This window comes from Pseudomonas gingeri (assembly GCF_013385425.1).
GTDB classification, from domain to species: domain Bacteria; phylum Pseudomonadota; class Gammaproteobacteria; order Pseudomonadales; family Pseudomonadaceae; genus Aquipseudomonas; species Aquipseudomonas gingeri_D.
Window position 1 is genome coordinate 11,757 of record NZ_JACAQA010000016.1, and the last position, 20,051, is coordinate 31,807.

Here is a 20,051-nt window from a genome sequence, read left to right on the forward strand (position 1 = left end):
ATGCAGGCCTCAAGGGCCTCATCGCCGGCAAGCCAGCTCCTACAGGTCAGCGGGTCTCGGCAATCAGCTGGTCAAACTGCGCCAGCAACCGCTGCAAACCGCGCCCCTGCCCCGGCCGCTGGGCATAGACCATTTCGGCCATGGCCAGAATCCCGGACGCATTGGGCAGCGGCAGATCCGCCTCGAGGATCAGCTTCATCCTCGGCAGGAAAATCCATTGCAGCCACTGCTCGAACTCCAGGGTATCGACACTGAAGGGTTCGACACTGGCCAGGGCCTCGACGCTGGGCGGCTCCTCATCCCAGCAGCCCTGGGCCCGCAACTCCCGCTCGATCAGCAGGAGTTGCTCGGCAATCAACGGAAAACGTGCATCCATCAGTAACCAGCCCTGGCCTTCTGCTGTGCCTGGGCGGCACCCGCGGCATCACCCTGCTTGCTCCGCGCCTGGGCAATGATACCCCAGAGGTTGGCTTGCAGATCCGGACGGCCGTTGGCGAAGCTCAGGCCGCGACGGGCCAGTTGCTCGGCTTGCGGCGCATCACCCTGGGCCATGCGCACCTGGGCCAGGCGATAAAGTACTTGCGGTTCACGCGGCGCCACGCGCTGGGCGCGCTCAAGGCTGGACGAGGCACCATTGAGGTCGCCACTGGATTGCTGCTGCTGGGCGGTGGTCAACAACGCCAGCACCGGACCGTCCAGTTGCTCGTCAGCGGACAAACCACCGCTGTTGTTCGACGGAATACCGCTCGGCGCCACCGGGCTCGGCATGTTGTAAGCACCCTGATTGACCGGCGGGCTGTACGCGCCCTGGTTATAGGCACCCGAGTCACCCGGCACGGCCTGGATCGGCGCGTTGTTCGAAGGTCCTGGGGTAATCGGCCCCGGGGTGAACGGCTCGGTACTGATCGGTGCCGAGGTTGTCGCCCCACCACCCGGAATCATCACCACCACGCCGGAATCCTGCGGCACCGCCTGGGTCTGGCTTGGCACCGGCCCCTTGGTGATGGTCTTGCGGAAACCGCCAGTGGACGAGATCCGCTCGTTGTTGGAGACCGCGGTCCCCGAATCGACCACCGGGATCGAACCCCGTGGCACGCTGGAACAACCACCCAGCACGGTCAGTGCGGCAAAAGCTGGAATCCACCACTTGTTCACGTCAAACCCTCTTCGCTCAATTCAACCAGCCCTTGACCCAATCCATCACTTCGGTGGCCGGCGCAGGGGCCACGCCACCACACGACGCACCGGGTACCGGTTCACTGCCGCGAATATACGGCATCTGCACCGCGCCCGGGCAATTGGCATCGGAGCCTTGCCCGGTATGCGGATCGACCCAGGCCTGGACCACGTTATCCGGCTGCGGCATATCCAATGGCAGCGGATCGGCCTTGCGCATGAAACTGGTCCAGACCTGCAAGGCGCCACTGGCACCTGTGAACGGTGTCTTGCCGTTGTCATCGCGACCGAGCCAGACCACCGCCAGCAGGTCCTGGCCGAAACCGGCGAACCAGCTGTCCCGCGAGTCGTTACTGGTACCGGTCTTGCCGGCCAGGGTCAGGGTCTTGGGCAGGACGTTGTAGACCCCGCTCCCGGTACCCTCGCGCATCACCCGCTGCATCGCCGCCTGGATCAGATAGATCGAGCCCGCATCGAAACGCTGCTGGATCTGGAACGGATAACGCTTGAGCGGCTGGCCCTCGGCCGTCAGGACACTGCGAATCCCCCGCATCGGCGTATTGAAGCCGCCGTTGGCCAGGGTCTGGTACATGGTCGCGATATCCATCGGCGTCATGCTCGCGGCACCCAGCAACATCGACGGAAAGGCCGGGAACTCACGGGTAACACCAAGGCGTCCGAGGGTCTTGAGGACATTCGGCACGCCAACCTCCAGGCCCAGTCGAGCGGTCGACAGGTTGTAGGAATGCGCCAGGCCCTGATAGAGGAAAATCGTGCCGTGGGAACGGCGGTCAAAGTTCTGCGGCTTCCAGATCTGACCGTCGGCGCCTTTCACCGAGAAGGCTTCGTCCGACAGCCAACTGGTCAGCGTGTACTGGCTGGGTTTCTCCAGCGCCGTCAGATACACCGCCGGCTTGATCAGAGAACCCACCGGCCGCACCGCATCCAGCGCCCGGTTGAACCCGGCAAAACTGGCCTGGCGACTGCCGATCATGGCCTGGACCTCACCGGTTTCCGGGTTGGTCACCACCATGGCCGCCTCGATATCGTCACTGCCCTTGCGCCCGGCCAGGCGTTTGAAGGTGTCGTTGACCGAAGCCTCGGCCTTCATCTGCAGGATCGGGTCGAAGCTGGTGAAGATGCGCAGGCCTTCCTCGGTCAAGTCTTCGTCGCGGTAGTCTTCGCGCAGTTGCCGCTTGACCAGGTCGAGGAAGCCGGGGAACGAACTGTCCGCCAGGCTGCCACGGGCAGTCACCCCCAGCGGCATTTTCTTCGCCGCCGCGACTTGCTCGGCGCTGGCCACGCCCTGCTGCTCCAGCAGGTCGAGCACCAGGTTACGCCGTTCCAGCGCGCGATCCGGGTAACGTCGCGGGTTGTAATAAGACGGCCCCTTGACCATGCCCACCAGCAACGCCACCTGATGCAACTTCAGCTCCGCCAGGGGCTGGCTGAAGAAGAACTGGCTGGCCAGGCCGAAGCCGTGCACCGCGCGCTGGCCGTCCTGGCCGATAAAGACCTCGTTGAGGTAGGCCTCGAGAATCTCTTTCTTGTCGTAATGCAGCTCCAGCAGCATGGCCATCATGGCCTCGGTGAGCTTGCGGCTCAGGCTGCGTTCGTTGGTCAGGAAGAAGTTCTTGACCAACTGCTGGGTCAGGGTACTGCCGCCCTGGCGCATCTGTCCGGCCGAGGTATTGACCCAGATGGCCCGGGCAATCGACTTGGGCGAGACGCCGAAGTGATGATAGAAATCCCGATCCTCGACCGCCACCAGGGTGTCGAGCAGGTACGGCGGCACCTGGTCGATCTTGATCAGGATGCGGTCTTCGAGGTTCTTCGGGTACAGGCCGCCGATCAGCAGCGGCTCAAGGCGCACCACCGAGAGCTTCGCGCCGTTGAGCGAGGACAGCTCGGCCACATAGTCGCCGGAGAAGCGCACCCGCACCGGCTGGGCCGACTCCATGCCTTCATAGAACTGGAAGCCACGGGTGTTCAGGTCCACGGTATTGCCGTTGACCGCCGCCGCCCCCGGGCCATTGGCCACGGGTTCACGACGATAACCGAGGGCATCGAGTTCGGTAAGGAAGTCTTCCTTGCTCAGTTTCTGGCCGGCGAACAGCTCCAGCGGCCGGGCATAGACCTTGGCCGGGATGGTCCAGCGCTTGCCGGAGAACTTCTCCTGCACGATGGCATCGAGGTAGACGGCAAAACCGGCCAGCACGACGAGGCCCACCAGGCTGAGCTTGATCGCCCAGCCAAGCCAGGGGCGCAGGCGGCCGGCGGGAGGTTTGGATTTGGCGCGGGAACGGGGGGATCGGGTACGAGTCATGGCGGCGGATTATACGCACTTTATTGATGATCAACATGTACGTCCGGCGGTTTGCACCTGAGCCCGCAGCAGCCATAATGACCGCTTTGAATTTACCGTCCCCTTGAAGGATCGCCAGTGAGCCAGTCCCTGATTACCGCCCTGCAAAACCCGGCCCTCTACCCGCATCCGGTGGAAGGCTTCCAGGTTATCGAAACCCACATTTCCTGGGTCCTGCTCACCGGGCCCTATGCCTACAAGATCAAGAAACCGGTCAACTTCGGCTTCCTCGACTTCACCGCACTGAGCGCTCGCGCACATTTCTGCGCGGAAGAGCTGCGCCTGAACCAGCGCCTGACCCACGACCTGTACCTGGAAGTCCTGCCGATCACCGGCAGCGTCGAGGCCCCCGTCCTGGGCGGCAGCGGTCCGGCCATCGAATATGTGCTGAAAATGCGCCAGTTCCCGCAGAGCCAGTTGCTGAGCACACTGCAGGCCAACGGTGAACTGACCACCGTGCACATCGACGAAATGGCCCAACAGATCGCCGCGTTCCACCAGAGCGCCCCCGAAGTGCCGAAAGATCACTACCAGGGCACTCCAGAAGCGGTCATGGACCCGGTCCGGCAGAACTTCGAACAGATCCGCCCCTTCCTCAGCGAAAAGGCCGACCTGCTGCAACTCGACGCCCTGCAAGCCTGGGCCGAAACCAGTTTCGAGCGCCTCAAGCCGCTGCTGGCCCAGCGCAAGGCCGAAGGTTTCATTCGTGAATGCCACGGCGACATCCACCTGGGCAACGCCACCGTCATCGACGGCAAGGTGGTGATCTTCGACTGCATCGAGTTCAACGAACCCTTCCGCTTCACCGACGTCTACGCCGACACCGGCTTCCTCGCGATGGACCTCGAAGACCGTGGCCTCAAGAGCCTGGCCCGACGCTTTATCAGCCAGTACCTGGAACTGACCGGTGACTACCAGGGCCTGGCCCTGCTGAACTTCTACAAGGCCTATCGTGCCCTGGTGCGCGCCAAGGTCGCGCTGTTCAGCATGCCGGCCGAAGATCCGGTGCAACGCGCCAGCAGCATGCGCCAGTACCGCAACTACGCCAATCTGGCGGAAAGCTACAGCACCATTCCGTCGAGCTTCCTGGCCATCACCAGTGGTGTCTCCGCCGTCGGCAAGAGCCACGTCGCCCTGCGCCTGGTGGAAGCCCTGGGCGCCGTACGCCTGCGCTCGGATGTCGAACGCAAACGCCTGTTCGGCGACCAGCAAGTCGAAAACAACGTCGGCGACGGCATCTATAGCCGCGACGCCAGCGTGAGCACCTACCAGCGCCTGCATGAAATCGCCGACACCGTCCTGCGCGCCGGCTTCCCGGTGGTGATCGACGCCACCTATCTCAAGCGCGAGCAACGCAACGCCGCCGCCCAGGTTGCCGAAGCCACCGGCGTACCGTGCCTGATCCTCGATTGCAACGCCCCACAGGCCGTGATCGAAAGCTGGCTGGCCCGGCGCCAGGCCGATGCCGTCGACCCATCCGACGCTACACTGGAAGTGATCGCCGCCCAGCAAGCCAGCCGCGAGGCCCTGAGCGCCGATGAAGTACTGCGCACCAAGCGTGTCGAAACCCATGAAAGCGGGAGCCTGGACGCCCTGGTCGAGCAGATTCGCCAGCGTCTGCCGGGTCTGTAAAAACTATTTCAGCCGTGGGGCCGCAAGTGCTTCACGGCTGAAACATAGTGGCATTATACTGGCGTCATAATTCCAACAGGAGACGTCTCATGAGCCATCCCAAGCTGCTCGACTCACCTTTGTTTGCCCTGCTGCACAAGGATGACATTGCCGGCTTCAACAAGGCCCGCCCCAAGGACGGTCCGATCGACATGCGCGGCGGTGACTTCCGTGGCCTGGACCTGCGCGAACTGAATGCCGAGGGGATCGACTTCACCGATGCCTACTTCCGCTCCGCCGATCTGCGTGGCGTAGATCTGCAGAAATCCATCCTGGTCGGTGCCAGCGTGGCCCATGCGCAGATTTCCGGCGCTTACTTCCCCGTGGAACTGACCCCGGCCGAGATTCTCATGTCGATGCAGTTCGGTACGCGTCTGCGCTACAGCGCCTAGCCCTCGCGGAGGGGCTCGAGGATGGCGGCAGCGCCTGCCGTCTGGTGCCTGCTCACGGCCTCGACAAGGCTCCTGCTGTACGATTTTTCCCTTTGCGCGCCATCCCTGTGCTGCCGGCCAGCGCTGGAGAAAGCCGCGGCTTAGAAGCATTTGCACCAACGCCGAGCAAAGAACCACGTTTTTCCTACTGACCGCCTACACTCCTTTTCAGGCTTGCCTACTCTCGTCCACGCAGCGTTCGGCCGTCGCAAGGAGGCTTGATGAACGATGAACTGCAACACCTGAAGAACCTTGGCAAGACGTCGGCGCAATGGCTGCACGCGGTGGGTATCCATAGCGCATCGGATTTGCGTCGACTGGGAGCGGTGGATGCCTACCGCGCGGTACGAACCCGCGGATTCCGGGCATCGAAAGTGCTGTTGTATGCGATCGAAGGCGCCTTGATGGACATTCATTGGAACGATATCCCTCAAGAACGCAAAGAAGCCTTGAATAAACAGTTGGACGCGATATCGTCGCGTCATAAAAACTGATTTCGCAGGTTTGGCATGTATCTACTCGGGGAGCAACCGGCCTACGCCGAAGAACTGATCAATCGTCTGCAGACGATTCCGGCACAGCTGCTCAAAGGTTTGCCCCCCTGCGCGGCCCCCCTGGAGCTTGAGCAAATCGCTGACCTCGGTGCCTTGCTGCCCGCCGATCAGGTGTTCCTGATCGACAGCGGCCTGCTGCATGCCCGGGTCGACGAGCGTGCATTATTCTATTTGCATGAAGGCGACCTGGTCGGATTGCGCCAGGGCATCGACTGGCCGCGCTGCGTGCTGAGCAGCGACAACCCGCTGCGTCTGATTCCCTACCGGCGCACCGACCTCTTCACCCATATCTACGCCGACGAAAGCCGCGCCGAAGCGCTGCTGCGTTACCTGATCGGCCAGACCGCCCTGCTCTCCGACGCCGTCACCCGCCTGAAACAGCCGGAATTTCGCAGCAGCAACGGCTTCCAGCAGGTGGCCAGTGGTGAAGTGATGATCCGCCAAGGTGACGATGCCGACCATGTCTTCATCATTACCGACGGACACGCCGAGGCCTTTGTCGACGGGCACAAGGTCGGCGATGTGCCCAAGGACGAGATTTTCGGCGCCATGGCGGTGTTCACCGGCGAGAAACGCAGCGCCAGCGTGATCGCCAGCCAGCCGTGCACGGTCATGCTGATCCCCAAGGAGCAATTCCTCAGCCTGACCCAGAGCAACCCGCGCATCGCCCACAGCTTGATCGAAAGCATGGCCCGACGCATCGATTTGCTGAACAAGGAAGTCACGCGCCTGAGCGCCATCGGCACGGCGCGCTGAACCACCGCGACACTCGATCACTCATCCGGCGTCGCACCCTGGACGAACGGTCGAGAAAAAGACATTGACTTAGAAATGAGAATCGTTATGATTATCACAACTGATCGCGAGATCGGTTGGATTTTCTGGAAGGCCCTGGTTCGGACTCTCAGATTATCTCCTCATCAGGCTAATCACGGTTATTGACCCGGCTTTTTGCCGGGTCTTTTTTTGCCTGTCCGAAAGCCAGCCGGCAGAGATCCCGGCCCCCCAGGTGCGTCAGGCCTCCCCGACCTCCGGCGCGACCGGAGATTCCAGTCGCGCCAGCAACTCATCCAGCAAGCCGGAAGCCCCGAGCCGTACGTGATCGGCGTTGACCCAGGCAGCGCCGAAACGCGCGCGCGCCAGTTCGATATAGGTCCGCGCATCATCGAAGGTGCGGATACCGCCGGAAGCCTTCAGCCCCACCAGCCCGCCCCGCTCGGCAATGGCTTCAAGCATGATGCGCACGGCCTGTTCGGTCGCATTGACCAGGACTTTGCCGGTACTGGTCTTGAGAAAGTCGGCGCCGGCGGCAATCGCGTCCTGGCTGGCCTGGCGGATCATCTGCGGGTCGCGCAACTCACCGGTCTCCAGGATCACCTTGAGTTTGGCCCGCCCCTGGCAGGCATCACGACAGGCGGCGACCATGCTCAGGCCGGTCTGCGCATCGCCCATCAACAACGAGCGATAGGGATAGACCAGGTCCACCTCATTGGCGCCGGCGGCGATCGCCTCCAGGGTTTCAGCGACCACCGAGGCGACATTCGGTCCGCCATGGGGGAAGTTGACCACCGTGGCGACCCGGATCGCCTGCCCGCCCTGCGCATCGAGAGCCCGTCGCGCCAGGGCGACAAAACGTGGAAACACGCACACCGCCGCCACCGGACCGAATGGCGTCTGCGCCCGCTGGCAAAGCGAAAGGATGCGCTCGTCATCGTCATCGCCACTCAGCGAGGTCAAGTCGAGCAGGCCAATGGCCTGGCGTGCCAGTTGTTGATCGGCCTCATTCATCTGCTTCATCTTCACTCCCAATCCGGATCGTTGCATAAACCTGACAAGCGTCCGAGGCGCCTCCTCGGCGGTCCTGGCTGCCGGATGAGGCGAAATACGCTATGGGCAGCAGGATAAAGGACTCGTCCGCGCCAAGGCATGTGTCAACCAAAGACCGGGACTCGACCCACATCAGAACAAGATGCGTCCTACCCACTACTGGTAGCCGATACTCGGCAAGGCTTTCAGGGATTCAGGGGGCTGGCTGGTGGTATCGACCCCGACCAATTTAGACTCCGCCCCCAGGACACTGACCCATTCCGACAACGCCCCGCCGGCGCTGACCCAGCGTAGCGGCAGTTCGGTCGCCAGGACGGCATGGCTGAGCGCCAGCCCGGCGACGAGGACAAACAGGTGCGAGGCTCCCTAAAGGATCAACATGAAATTTCTCTGCGACTCGAACACCCTGGCCGACAACAGCAGTCGTGGTTTTGATGTGGACGGGCGGCCGCTGTTGGCCGTGCGCCGCGAGGGCCGGGTCTATGTCTACCAGAATCGCTGCCCGCACCGCGGCATCCCCCTGGAGTGGCGACCCGACCAGTTTCTCGACCCCAGCGCCAGCCTGATCCAGTGCGCAACCCACGGCGCGCTGTTCCTGATTGAAAGCGGTGAGTGCGTGGCCGGACCTTGCGCCGGGCAGTCACTGCTGGCGATCCCTTGCACGGAAGACGCGCAGGGCATCTGGCTGACGCCGTGAGCCGCTAGAGCCGCACCGGCAACCGGCGATCGACGCGGATCTCCTCCGGCGTCAGGCTCACCCCATAGGCCAGCACCTCGACCCCGGCCGCCACCGCTTCACGCAGGGCCGCGGCATAACCCGGATCAATTTCCTCGGCCGGCCGCACCGCCTCGATGCCGGTCAGGTTCACGCAATACAGCTGCACCGCCCGCACACCTTCGCGTGCCAGGGTGGCCAGCTCGCGCAGATGCTTGGCGCCGCGCTGGGTCACCGCATCCGGAAAGGCCGCCACCGCCGTACCGTCGAAGCCGAGGGTGACGCTTTTGACTTCGACAAACGCAGGCCCCGTCGGATAGTCGAGACGAAAGTCGATCCGGCTGTTCTCCTGACCGTAGGCCACTTCACGCTTCAAAACGGTAAAACCGTTCAGTTCGCTGATGACCCCGGCGCGCAGCGCTTCCTCGACCAAAGGATTGGCCCGCGCGGTATTCACGCAGGCCAATCGCCCCTGGGGGGTTTCACCGATCTCCCAGGTGCCGGGCAACTTGCGCTTGGGGTCATTGGAGCGACTGAACCAGACCTGCCCGCCCGGCACCATGCAATTGAGCATCGAGCCGGTATTGGGACAGTGAATGGTCAGCAACTCGCCGGAGGCGGTTTCGATGTCCGCCAGGAAACGTTTGTAGCGCTGGATCAGACGACCTTCTTCGAGGGCAGGAGAAAAACGCATCAGCCTTGCCAGCTCCGCAGACCCCGGGCAATCCGCTCCACCGCCTGCTCAAGGCGCGGCAGGCTCTGGGTGTAGGCAAACCGCACATGATGGCTGGCCAGGTGACGACCGAAGTCCAGCCCCGGGGTAAAGGCCACATGTTCGGTTTCGAGGAAATGTCGGCAGAACGCGAAGGCATCACCGCCGAACGCGCTGATATCGGCGTACAAGTAGAAAGCGCCCTGGGGCTCCACGGCGATCCCGAAACCCAGCTCGCGCAACGCCGGCAAGAGGAAGTCGCGACGGCGCCCGAACTCGGCCCGGCGCTCTTCGAGAATGCTCAGGGTCGCCGGTTCGAAACAGGCCAGCGCCGCATGCTGGGCCATGCTCGGCGCACTGATGTAGAGGTTCTGCGCGAGTTTTTCCAGGTCCGCCACCGCTTCCGGCGGCGCCACCAGCCAGCCCAGCCGCCAGCCGGTCATGCCGAAATATTTGGAAAAGCTGTTGAGCACAAAGGCGCTGTCATCGACTTCCAGCACGCTGGCCGCATCGCAGCCGTAGGTCAGGCCGTGATAGATCTCGTCCACCACCAGATGGCCATGACGCTCCTTGACCGCCGCCGACAGCGCCCCCAGTTCGTCCCGCGTCAGCAGGGTCCCGGTGGGGTTGGCCGGCGATGCCACCAAGGCGCCGACACTGTCCTGGTCCCAATGCCGCGCCACCAGGTCGGCGGTGAGCTGATAACGCACCTCAGGCCCGACCGGCACCAGTTGCGCCGCGCCCTCGACCAGGCGCAGGAAATGCCGGTTGCACGGGTAGCCCGGATCGGCAAGCAGCCAGTGTTTACCGGGGTCCACCAGCAAACTGGTGGCCAACAGCAGCGCACCGGAACCACCCGGAGTGATCAAAATACGCTGCGGATCGATATCCAGCCCGTAACGCTGCTGATAAAAGCCTGCTATCGCCTCACGCAATTGCGGCAGCCCACGTGCCGCCGTATAACGGGTCTTACCCGTCTCCAGCGCGGCCTGGCCGGCGCGAATGATCGGCGCGGCGGTGGTGAAGTCCGGCTCACCGATCTCGAGGTGGATCACATCATGCCCGGCGGCCTGCAACTCATTGGCGCGCGCCAGCAGCGCCATCACATGAAAGGGTTCGATTGCGCGGCTGCGCGCGCTGTAGTGCTGAGTCATGGGCCTTCCTTGATTTGACGGGGAATGGGCGATAGACCGATTCTACCCAACCTCGATCACCCTGGAATGTTTAAAGCATCCTACGTTCCCCGGAAGATTGACTAAAATAAACAATTAACCATTGCTTCATGAAGCTGACGCCTTTCATCCGGCATATATTGGCCCGCTTCTTGTAGGAGGGGGACGTTCAGTCACGACGTTCGACTCGACAAGTCCAGCCTCGACAACCGGGAGTAGCGCACCCCGATTCGATCTGGTAAGTTCGCCCGCTTGCAGCCGCAGGGCCGGCAGGTGTCGGTGATGTTGAAATCCTGCGCAATGGATTAGAAGAGTAGAGGCGGTCCATTCATGCCCACCCAAGCAAAGCAGCAAAGCACTGAGCCAAAGATCGGCGGCTTCGAACCCTATGTTGAAAGCAAGGGCGAGGAGTACATGGGCGAGCCCATGCGCAAGCACTTCACCAAGATCCTGCAGAAATGGAAGCAGGAATTGATGCATGAAGTCGACCGTACCGTTGATCACATGAAGGACGAAGCGGCGAACTTCCCTGACCCGGCGGACCGTGCCAGCCAGGAAGAAGAGTTCAGCCTCGAACTGCGTGCCCGCGACCGCGAGCGCAAGCTGATCAAGAAAATCGACAAGACCCTGCAGCTCATCGAAGACGAAGAGTATGGCTGGTGCGAGTCCTGTGGCGTCGAGATCGGCATCCGCCGGCTGGAAGCCCGACCGACCGCCGACATGTGCGTCGACTGCAAGACCCTGGCGGAAATCAAGGAAAAACAGGTCGGCAAGTAGTCCCTGCCGAAACCTGAGCAAACGGAGCGTGCGAACGCTCCGTTTTCATTTGTGTCGCCGACGCGGCTTATCGCCTACGGATTCTCCAGTAATATCCGAACCATGACTGCCACCCCCGCCTATATCGGACGCTTCGCCCCCACGCCCAGCGGCCACCTGCATTTCGGTTCACTGGTCGCCGCCCTGGCCTCGTACCTCGACGCCCGCTCGGTCGGCGGACGCTGGCTGCTGCGCATGGAAGACCTCGACCCGCCGCGCGAAGAACCCGGCGCCCAGGCCTCGATCCTCGATACCCTGCAACGCTACGGCTTCGAATGGGACGGCGAGCTGGTCCGCCAGAGCGAACGTCACGACGCCTATGCCCAGGTCCTCGAGCGCCTGTTCAGCCAGGGCCTGGCCTACGCCTGCACCTGTTCGCGCAAGGAGCTGGAGCCCTACCACGGGATCTACCCCGGCTTGTGCCGCAACCTCGGCCACGGCATCGAGAATGCCGCCATTCGCCTGCGTGTGCCGGAGCTGAGCTATCGCTTTGAAGACCGGGTACAAGGTTCGTTCCAGCAGCATCTGGGCCGTGAGGCCGGCGATTTTGTAATCCGCCGCCGCGACGGGCTCTACGCCTACCAACTGGCGGTGGTGCTGGACGACGCCTGGCAAGGGGTGACCGATATCGTCCGCGGCGCCGACCTGCTGGACTCCACGCCACGCCAGCTCTACCTGCAGGAGCTGCTCGGGCTGCCGCAGCCGCGTTACCTGCACGTGCCGCTGATCATCCAGCCGGACGGCCACAAACTCGGCAAGTCCTACCGCTCGCCGCCGCTGGCAGCCGACCAGGCGACCCCCTTGCTGATGCGCGCCCTGCGTACACTGGGGCAACACCCGCCCGCCGCACTGGAACAGGGCACGCCGCGGGAGGTGCTGGACTGGGGTATCGGCCATTGGGATGCCACACTGATTCCCAGGACAGCCACCCTCGCCGAAGCGCAATTGCACTGACGCCCCTTGCAGGTTGGCGCCCATCCGTTACCATCGCCGCACGTTTTCGGGCACGCACACAATAAAGAGAGGCCGGGATGTACATCTATCGCTTGGTCCTGCTGCTGGTGGTCGGGATCTACCTGTTCTCGCCGGCCATCATGGACTGGTGGATCGACGCCACCGGCGCCTGGTATCGCCCTTATCTGCTCTGGCTGATCCTGATCGTCGTGACCTTCATCCTGCAGAGCCAAAAAGATGCCGATGAGCTTTAGCCTGACCCAGATGCTGCTGATCAGCGCCGCGTACCTGCTGGCGTTGTTCGGCGTGGCCTGGATCAGTGAACGCGGGGTGATCCCACGCTCGATCATCCGCCACCCGCTGACCTACACCCTGTCCCTGGGCGTCTACGCCAGTGCCTGGGCGTTTTATGGCACGGTGGGCCTGGCCTACCAGTACGGCTACGGCTTTCTCTCCAGTTACCTCGGGGTTTCCGGCGCCTTCCTGCTGGCGCCGGTGCTGCTCTACCCGATCCTGAAGATCACCCGCACCTACCAGCTCTCGTCCCTGGCCGACCTGTTCGCCTTCCGCTTCCGCAGTACCTGGGCCGGCGCCCTGACCACGGTATTCATGCTGATCGGCGTACTGCCGCTGCTGGCGTTGCAGATCCAGGCGGTGGCCGACTCCATCGGCATCCTCACCCGCGAACCGGTGCAGCACCGGGTAGCCCTGAGCTTCTGCGCGCTGATCAGCCTGTTCACCATCTTCTTCGGCTCGCGGCATATCGCCACCCGGGAAAAACACGAAGGCCTGGTGTTCGCCATTGCCTTCGAGTCGGTGATCAAGCTGATCGCCATCGGCGGGGTTGGCCTCTACGCCTTGTACGGAGTGTTCGACGGCCCGCAGCAGCTCGAACTCTGGCTGCTGCAGAACCAGACCGCCCTGGCCGCGTTGCACACGCCGTTGCAGGAAGGTCCGTGGCGCACCCTGCTGCTGGTGTTCTTCGCCTCGGCCATTGTGATGCCGCACATGTATCACATGACCTTCACCGAGAACCTCAACCCGCGCTCCCTGGTCAGCGCCAGCTGGGGCCTGCCACTGTTCCTGCTGCTGATGAGCCTGGCGGTGCCGCTGATTCTCTGGGCCGGACTCAAGCTCGGCGCCACCACCAACCCGGAATACTTCACCCTCGGCATCGGCATTGCCGCCAACAACGAGGCCCTGGCCCTGCTGGCCTACGTCGGCGGACTCTCGGCCGCCAGCGGGCTGATTATCGTCACCACCCTGGCACTCTCGGGCATGGCCCTGAACCACCTGGTGCTGCCGCTCTACCAGCCGCCGGCCGAAGGCAATATCTATCGCTGGCTGAAGTGGACGCGCCGTGCCCTGATCGTTGCCATCATCATGGCCGGCTATGGTTTCTACCTGCTGCTGGGCGCCGAGCAGGACCTCGCCAACCTCGGCATCGTCGCCTTCGTCGCGACCCTGCAATTCCTCCCCGGCGTGCTCTCGGTGCTGTACTGGCCGACCGCCAACCGGCGTGGTTTCATTGCCGGCCTGCTGGCGGGGATCCTGGTCTGGCTGGTGACCATGCTGCTGCCGTTGGTCGGCAATCTGCAGGGCTTCTATGTGCCGCTGCTGAACATGATCTATGTGCTCGATGACACCAGCTGGCATATGGCGGCCATCGCCTCCCTGGCGGCCAACGTGCTGATGTTCACCCTGATCTCGCTGTTCACCAGCGCCAGCCCCGAAGAGGCCAGCGCCGCCGAAGCCTGCGCGGTGGACAACGTGCGGCGCCCGCAACGCCGCGAGCTGCACGCCGCCTCTCCGCAGGAATTCGCCACCCAGCTGGCCAAGCCGCTGGGGGCCAAGGCCGCGCAGAAAGAGGTCGAACAGGCCCTGCGCGATCTCTACCTGCCCTTCGACGAGCGCCGCCCCTACGCCCTGCGCCGCCTGCGTGACCGCATTGAAGCCAACCTCTCCGGGCTGATGGGCCCGAGCGTGGCCCAGGACATGGTGGAGACCTTCCTGCCCTACAAGGCCGGTGGCGAAAGCTATGTCACCGAAGACATCCACTTCATCGAAAGCCGCCTGGAAGACTACCACTCGCGTCTCACCGGCCTTGCCGCCGAACTCGACGCCCTGCGCCGCTACCACCGCCAGACCCTGCAGGAACTGCCGATGGGCGTCTGTTCGCTGGCCAAGGACCAGGAGATCCTGATGTGGAACAAGGCCATGGAAGAGCTCACCGGGGTCGCCGCGCAACGCGTGGTTGGCTCACGCCTGAGCACCCTCGGCGAGCCGTGGAAGGATTTGCTGCAGGGTTTTATCAACCTGCCCGACGAACACCTGCACAAGCAGCACCTGGCCCTCGACGGCCAGACCCGCTGGCTGAACCTGCACAAGGCCGCCATCGACGAGCCACTGGCGCCGGGCAACAGCGGCCTGGTGCTGCTGGTCGAGGACCTCACCGAAACCCAGATGCTCGAAGACAAGCTGGTGCACTCCGAGCGGCTGGCGAGCATCGGTCGGCTGGCGGCCGGCGTGGCCCACGAGATCGGCAACCCGATCACCGGCATCGCCTGCCTGGCGCAGAACCTGCGCGAAGAGCGCGAGGACGACAGCGAACTGACCGAAATCAGCGGGCAGATCCTCGAACAGACCAAACGCGTCTCGCGCATCGTCCAGTCGCTGATGAGCTTCGCCCACGCCGGCAGTCACCAGCACAACGACGAAGCCGTCTGTCTGGCCGAGGTCGCCCAGGATGCCATTGGTCTGCTGGCCTTGAACCGGCGCAACTTCGAAGTACAGTTCTTCAACCTGTGCGATCCCGAGCACTGGGTCGACGGCGATTCCCAACGCCTGGCCCAGGTGCTCATCAACCTGCTCTCCAATGCCCGAGACGCCTCACCCGCGGGTGGGGCGGTGCGGGTCAAGAGCGAAGCTTTCGAACACACCGTCGACCTGATCGTCGAGGACGAAGGCACGGGTATCCCGAAGAACATCATGGACCGATTGTTCGAACCCTTCTTCACCACCAAGGATCCAGGCGAGGGCACCGGTCTGGGCCTTGCTCTGGTCTATTCCATCGTTGAAGAGCATTATGGACAAATCACCATCGACAGCCCGGCTGACATCCAAAGCCAACGTGGCACCCGTATCCGGGTCACCCTGCCGCGTCATGTCGAAGCGACGTCCGCTGTGAACTGAGACCGTCGAGAGAACCGAATCAATGCCGCACATTCTGATCGTCGAAGACGAAACCATTATCCGCTCCGCCCTGCGTCGCCTGCTGGAACGTAATCAGTACCAGGTCAGCGAAGCCGGTTCGGTGCAGGAAGCCCAGGAACGTTTCAGTATCCCCTCGTTCGACCTGATCGTCAGCGACCTGCGCCTGCCCGGCGCTCCCGGCACCGAGCTGATCAAGCTCGGCCAGGGCACCCCCGTGCTGATCATGACCAGCTACGCCAGCCTGCGCTCGGCCGTGGACTCGATGAAGATGGGCGCGGTGGACTACATCGCCAAGCCGTTCGACCACGACGAGATGCTCCAGGCCGTGGCCCGCATCCTCCGTGATCGCCAGGGCAACCAAGGCGCGCCGGCCGAGAAAGTCGCCGGCAAGGGCAATGGCGCGGCGGAAAAAGCCGGTGCCAACAACACCAATGGCGAAATCGGCATCATCGGCTCCTGTCCGCCGATGCAGGACCTCTACAGCAAGATCCGCAAAGTCGCGCCCACCGACTCCAACGTCCTGGTCCAGGGCGAGTCGGGTACCGGCAAGGAGCTGGTGGCCCGCGCCCTGCACAACCTGTCCAAGCGCGCCAAGGCGCCGATGATCTCGGTCAACTGCGCGGCGATTCCCGAAAGCCTGATCGAATCCGAACTGTTCGGCCACGAAAAAGGCGCCTTCACCGGGGCCAGCGCCGGTCGCGCCGGCCTGGTGGAAGCGGCGGACGGCGGCACGCTGTTCCTCGACGAAATCGGCGAGCTGCCCCTCGAAGCCCAGGCACGCCTGCTGCGGGTATTGCAGGAAGGCGAGATCCGCCGGGTCGGCTCGGTGCAGTCGCAGAAGGTCGATGTGCGCCTGATCGCCGCGACCCACCGCGACCTCAAGAGCCTGGCCAAGATCGGCCAGTTCCGCGAAGACCTTTACTATCGCCTGCACGTGATCGCCCTGAAGCTGCCGGCCTTGCGCGAGCGCGGCGCCGACGTCAACGAGATCGCCAATGCTTTCCTCGCCCGCCAGAGCGCACGGGTGGGTCGTACCGACCTGCGCTTCGCTCCCGACGCCGAGCAAGCCATTCGCCATTACTCCTGGCCGGGTAACGTCCGTGAACTGGAGAATGCGGTCGAGCGCGCGGTGATCCTGTGCGAAAGCCCGGAAATTTCCGCCGACCTGCTGGGCATCGACATCGAGCTCGGGGATCTGGAAGAGGAAGAATTCATCGGCCTGGTACCGCAACAGGCCAGCGCCAGTAACGCCAGCCATGAGCCGACCGAGGACCTGTCACTGGAAGACTACTTCCAGCACTTCGTCCTCGAGCACCAGGACCATATGACCGAGACCGAGCTGGCACGCAAACTCGGGGTCAGCCGCAAGTGCCTGTGGGAACGGCGCCAGCGCCTGGGCATTCCACGGCGCAAGACCGGGGTGGCCAGCGAGAGCTGAGCCGGGGGCGCCTCCACGGGTAACACCGCACCTTGTGAAAAAACTGTTACCCCGGGATTTTCACGTAACAAAAGCCGGGTCTATCGGTAACGAAGATCCGGTTTTTTTTCGCCTGAAAAAAACCATTTTCTCGGGAAAACCCAATGTTTACGGGGTTTCGAAAAAGTTGGCACGGCACCTGCTATAGCTTTGGTACAAGAACAATAACAAGCACTGCACCAGACAATAAAAACAAGACGTATCGACTCACGCACAATAAAAACAACACGGCGAGAGGCGTAGCTAACTGATTCTTTTGGAGAAGTACTGTAATTGGGGCTTGCCCCGCGACCAGGCCGAGAACAACAAAAACTGCCCTCAAAGCAGCGCCTGAACTGGTTGGATCCTCTGGATCATTACACTGCAGCGATCAAAGCAATCCGTTTGCTCTTGGCTCCCGATTGGGAGAGCCCACTGGCTTGAAGCCTAGTGGCACAGGGCGATCAACAAAAACAAGAAGCCCGAAACCATAATAAAAATAGAGCACGCAACTACTTCTGGGGGAGCTTCGGCTCCCCTTGTAGTTTCCGCGATACAGACCCGCCCGCCCTGCTCAGCCCCACCGCCCCCGATTGATTGGCAGCCTTCACAACGCCCACGGCAGGCCCTCTATCACGGTCCCTGGCCGATACTGCGGCGGCTTCCTACACCATCCCTCGACTAAATGCTAGAATCCTCGCCCATCGTGCGGTCATTCTTTGAGGTGGCCGAATATTCCTTCAAACAGTGCCTCCCATGCTGAAGAAGCTGTTCCAGTCATTACGTTCTCCCTCGCGTCGAACGCAACATAAACGCAGCACCCCTGAAGTGCTCAACAGTGGCCAGCACTCGTTGCAAAAGGCCCAGTTCAGCCGGTATGCGGTCAACATCGTCGAACGCCTGCAGAACGCCGGTTACCAGGCCTATCTGGTCGGCGGTTGCGTGCGCGACATGCTGCTCAACATCACGCCCAAGGATTTCGACGTCGCCACCAGCGCCACGCCGGAACAGATCCGCGCCGAATTCCGCAACGCCCGGATCATCGGGCGTCGCTTCAAGCTGGTGCATATCCACTTCGGTCGGGAAATCATCGAAGTCGCGACCTTTCGCGCCAACCACCCGCAAGACGAAGACGAGGACAGCAATCAGTCCTCGCGTAACGAAAGCGGGCGGATTCTGCGCGACAATGTCTACGGCACCCTCGAAGACGACGCCCAGCGCCGCGACTTCACCATCAACGCCCTGTATTACGATCCGGTCAGCGAACGCATCCTCGACTACGCCAACGGCGTGCACGATATCCGCAATCGCCTGATCCGCCTGATCGGCGACCCGACCCAGCGCTACCAGGAAGACCCGGTACGGATGCTGCGGGCCGTGCGTTTCGCCGCCAAGCTGGACTTCGGTATCGAGAAGCACACCGTCGCGCCGATTCGCAAGCTGGCACCGATGCTCCGCGAGATCCCGTCGGCGCGCCTGTTCGAAGAAGTGCTCAAGCTGTTCCTCTCGGGATATGCCGCCGACACCTTCGAAATGCTGGTCGACCTCAAGTTGTTCGAACCGCTGTTCCCGGCCAGTTTCGAGGCCCTGGAACACAACCCGACCTACACCCACACGCTGATCAGCGAAGCCTTGATCAACACCGACCTGCGCATCCAGCAGAACAAGCCGGTGACCCCGGCGTTCCTGTTTGCCGCGCTGCTCTGGCCGGCCTTGCCGGGCCGTGTGCTGCGTCTGCAGGCGAAGGGCATGCCGCCGATTCCGGCGATGCAGGAAGCCGCCCACGAGCTGATCAGCGAACAGTGCCAGCGCATTGCGATTCCGAAGCGCTTCACCCTGCCGATCCGCGAGATCTGGGATATGCAGGAACGCCTGCCACGGCGCAGCGGCAAACGTGCCGACCTGTTGCTGGACAACCCGCGCTTCCGCGCCGGCTACGACTTCCTGCTGCTGCGCGAAACCGCTGGCGAAGAGACCGATGGCCTGGGCGAATGGTGGACGGACTACCAGGATGCCAATGACGCCGGTCGACGCGACATGATCCGTGACCTGGGCAGCAAGGACGACGGTACCGGCAGCGGTCCGCGCAAACGTCGACGCAGCACCGCCGGCAAGCGCAAGCGTGCCGCCGGTACGGACGAGTAAGTCGATGGAACACGTGTATATCGGGCTGGGCAGCAACCTGGCGGACCCGGCGGAGCAATTGCGCAACGCCGTCCAGGCCCTGGGGCAACTGCCCGACACCGTGCTGGCGGGCGTTTCCGCGTTCTACCAGAGCGATTCGCTGCTGCCCGGTCAGCCGCGCTACACCAATGCCGTCGTCGCCCTCGACAGCGACCTGACGCCCCTGGCGCTGCTGGATGCGCTGCAAGCCATCGAAATCGACCAGGGCCGTGAACGGCATGAGCGCTGGGGGCCGCGTACCCTTGACCTGGATATCCTGCTGTTCGGTGAGCGGCTGATCGACGAGCCGCGCCTGAAAGTCCCGCATTACCATATGCAGGCCCGGGCGTTCGTGCTCTACCCCCTGGCGGAACTGGCTCCGGCAGATTTGCAGCTGGCCGATGGCCGCAGCCTCAAGGCGCTGCTGGCGGATTGCCCGTTCGTCGGCCTGGAACGCTTATCCACAGGCACGCCCGACCTGTAGGAGCAGGGCTTGCCCGCGAAGGGGCCCGCAAGATCGCTAAAAGCTTCGCGGCGATGCGGCGCCCCGACAAGCCCTGCCCCTACAGAACCGCAGAACCAGCGCTCTCCTGGTTTCCTTGCTGAATCGCATCAGTTACGCCGGTAACACTCCCGGCGTAACATTGCGGTAACACACACGATTGACTTCCCCAGTTCTCCTCACGACTATAGGCGTCCCGTTGCCGCCCCTGCGGCGTTTGAAGGGCGCAATCCAGGCTTTGCAAGCACGACATCAGAACGTGCGCCTGTATACACGACGAATCACGCGCGTTACTCGCAGTCATTTGCACGGCGCCTAATGAGG

18 protein-coding genes and 1 pseudogene are annotated in these 20,051 nt (G+C 62.9%); 12 read left to right on the forward strand and 7 right to left on the reverse strand.

The annotated features are described in order from the left end of the window. Nucleotides 1-46: 46 nt before the first annotated feature. The 3 genes from HX830_RS19375 to mrcB are packed head-to-tail and all read right to left on the reverse strand — an operon-like array spanning nt 47 to nt 3,502. Nucleotides 47-376, reverse strand: a complete 330-nt coding sequence (locus HX830_RS19375) for a YqcC family protein (protein WP_103495459.1) — start codon at nt 374-376, stop codon at nt 47-49. Then, a complete protein-coding gene (locus tag HX830_RS19380; RefSeq protein ID WP_177101977.1) occupies nt 376-1,155 on the reverse strand; it encodes a tetratricopeptide repeat protein in 780 nt (259 codons plus the stop codon). The genes HX830_RS19375 and HX830_RS19380 overlap by 1 nt, the downstream gene beginning before the upstream one ends. A 16-nt stretch (nt 1,156-1,171) precedes the next feature. Further along, nucleotides 1,172-3,502: a penicillin-binding protein 1B gene (mrcB, locus tag HX830_RS19385; protein ID WP_177101979.1), complete on the reverse strand. Its 2,331-nt coding sequence runs from the start codon at nt 3,500-3,502 to the stop codon at nt 1,172-1,174. Between the two features lie 117 nt (nt 3,503-3,619). On the opposite strand from mrcB, the gene HX830_RS19390 reads away from it, so the two are divergent. From HX830_RS19390 to HX830_RS19405, 4 genes are all read left to right on the forward strand, one after another. After that, a complete protein-coding gene (locus HX830_RS19390) occupies nt 3,620-5,173 on the forward strand; it encodes a bifunctional aminoglycoside phosphotransferase/ATP-binding protein (protein ID WP_177101981.1) in 1,554 nt (517 codons plus the stop codon). Nucleotides 5,174-5,262: 89 nt separating this feature from the next. After that, nucleotides 5,263-5,604 carry a pentapeptide repeat-containing protein gene (locus tag HX830_RS19395; RefSeq protein WP_103495463.1) on the forward strand — a complete coding sequence of 114 codons (342 nt, stop codon included), beginning with the start codon at nt 5,263-5,265 and terminating at the stop codon, nt 5,602-5,604. 260 nt (nt 5,605-5,864) lie between these two features. After that, nucleotides 5,865-6,137 carry a TfoX/Sxy family protein gene (locus tag HX830_RS19400; protein WP_100939569.1) on the forward strand — a complete coding sequence of 91 codons (273 nt, stop codon included), beginning with the start codon at nt 5,865-5,867 and terminating at the stop codon, nt 6,135-6,137. A 15-nt stretch (nt 6,138-6,152) separates the two neighbouring features. Continuing rightward, nucleotides 6,153-6,953, forward strand: coding sequence for a Crp/Fnr family transcriptional regulator (locus tag HX830_RS19405; protein ID WP_103495464.1), 801 nt, complete (start codon nt 6,153-6,155; stop codon nt 6,951-6,953). A 258-nt stretch (nt 6,954-7,211) separates the two neighbouring features. On the opposite strand, the gene deoC is transcribed toward HX830_RS19405, so the two are convergent. Together deoC and HX830_RS32180 are read right to left on the reverse strand one after the other, a co-directional pair. Further along, entirely contained in the window at nt 7,212-7,994 is a 783-nt protein-coding gene (gene deoC / locus HX830_RS19410; protein WP_177101983.1) for a deoxyribose-phosphate aldolase, read from the reverse strand. 189 nt (nt 7,995-8,183) lie between these two features. Continuing rightward, a pseudogene (locus HX830_RS32180) lies at nt 8,184-8,378 on the reverse strand (hemin ABC transporter substrate-binding protein); the annotation flags it as partial. 25 nt (nt 8,379-8,403) lie between these two features. Here HX830_RS32180 and HX830_RS19415 point away from each other — a divergent pair. Beyond that, nucleotides 8,404-8,721 carry a Rieske (2Fe-2S) protein gene (locus HX830_RS19415; RefSeq protein ID WP_152737610.1) on the forward strand — a complete coding sequence of 106 codons (318 nt, stop codon included), beginning with the start codon at nt 8,404-8,406 and terminating at the stop codon, nt 8,719-8,721. A 4-nt stretch (nt 8,722-8,725) separates the two neighbouring features. On the opposite strand, the gene sfsA is transcribed toward HX830_RS19415, so the two are convergent. Further along, nucleotides 8,726-9,433, reverse strand: coding sequence for a DNA/RNA nuclease SfsA (sfsA, locus tag HX830_RS19420; protein ID WP_177101985.1), 708 nt, complete (start codon nt 9,431-9,433; stop codon nt 8,726-8,728). After that, nucleotides 9,433-10,605 carry a pyridoxal phosphate-dependent aminotransferase gene (locus HX830_RS19425; protein WP_177101987.1) on the reverse strand — a complete coding sequence of 391 codons (1,173 nt, stop codon included), beginning with the start codon at nt 10,603-10,605 and terminating at the stop codon, nt 9,433-9,435. The genes sfsA and HX830_RS19425 overlap by 1 nt, the downstream gene beginning before the upstream one ends. 348 nt (nt 10,606-10,953) lie before the next feature. Between HX830_RS19425 and dksA the strand changes: the two genes are divergently transcribed. The 7 genes from dksA to folK all read left to right on the forward strand — a co-directional run bounded on the left by dksA (nt 10,954) and on the right by folK (nt 19,709). Then, nucleotides 10,954-11,400 (forward strand): RNA polymerase-binding protein DksA, encoded by a 447-nt coding sequence (gene dksA, locus HX830_RS19430; RefSeq protein ID WP_100939578.1) that lies wholly within the window; start codon nt 10,954-10,956, stop codon nt 11,398-11,400. Between the two features lie 102 nt (nt 11,401-11,502). Continuing rightward, entirely contained in the window at nt 11,503-12,393 is an 891-nt protein-coding gene (gene gluQRS / locus HX830_RS19435) for a tRNA glutamyl-Q(34) synthetase GluQRS (RefSeq protein ID WP_177101989.1), read from the forward strand. A gap of 77 nt (nt 12,394-12,470) precedes the next feature. Beyond that, a complete protein-coding gene (locus HX830_RS19440) occupies nt 12,471-12,647 on the forward strand; it encodes a hypothetical protein (protein ID WP_003176118.1) in 177 nt (58 codons plus the stop codon). Continuing rightward, on the forward strand, nt 12,631-15,585 hold the full coding sequence (locus HX830_RS19445; RefSeq protein ID WP_177101991.1) for a sensor histidine kinase: 2,955 nt from the start codon (nt 12,631-12,633) through the stop codon (nt 15,583-15,585). Before HX830_RS19440 ends, HX830_RS19445 begins: the two co-directional genes overlap by 17 nt. Before the next feature lie 22 nt (nt 15,586-15,607). Then, the gene (locus HX830_RS19450) at nt 15,608-17,044 is read left to right on the forward strand and encodes a sigma-54-dependent transcriptional regulator (protein WP_103495471.1); all 1,437 of its coding nucleotides are present in this window, start codon (nt 15,608-15,610) and stop codon (nt 17,042-17,044) included. Between the two features lie 774 nt (nt 17,045-17,818). Next, complete coding sequence (locus HX830_RS19455) at nt 17,819-19,207, forward strand: polynucleotide adenylyltransferase PcnB (protein ID WP_177101993.1); 1,389 nt, start codon at nt 17,819-17,821, stop codon at nt 19,205-19,207. A gap of 4 nt (nt 19,208-19,211) precedes the next feature. Then, nucleotides 19,212-19,709 carry a 2-amino-4-hydroxy-6-hydroxymethyldihydropteridine diphosphokinase gene (folK, locus tag HX830_RS19460; protein ID WP_177101995.1) on the forward strand — a complete coding sequence of 166 codons (498 nt, stop codon included), beginning with the start codon at nt 19,212-19,214 and terminating at the stop codon, nt 19,707-19,709. The last annotated feature ends 342 nt before the right edge of the window (nt 19,710-20,051 follow it).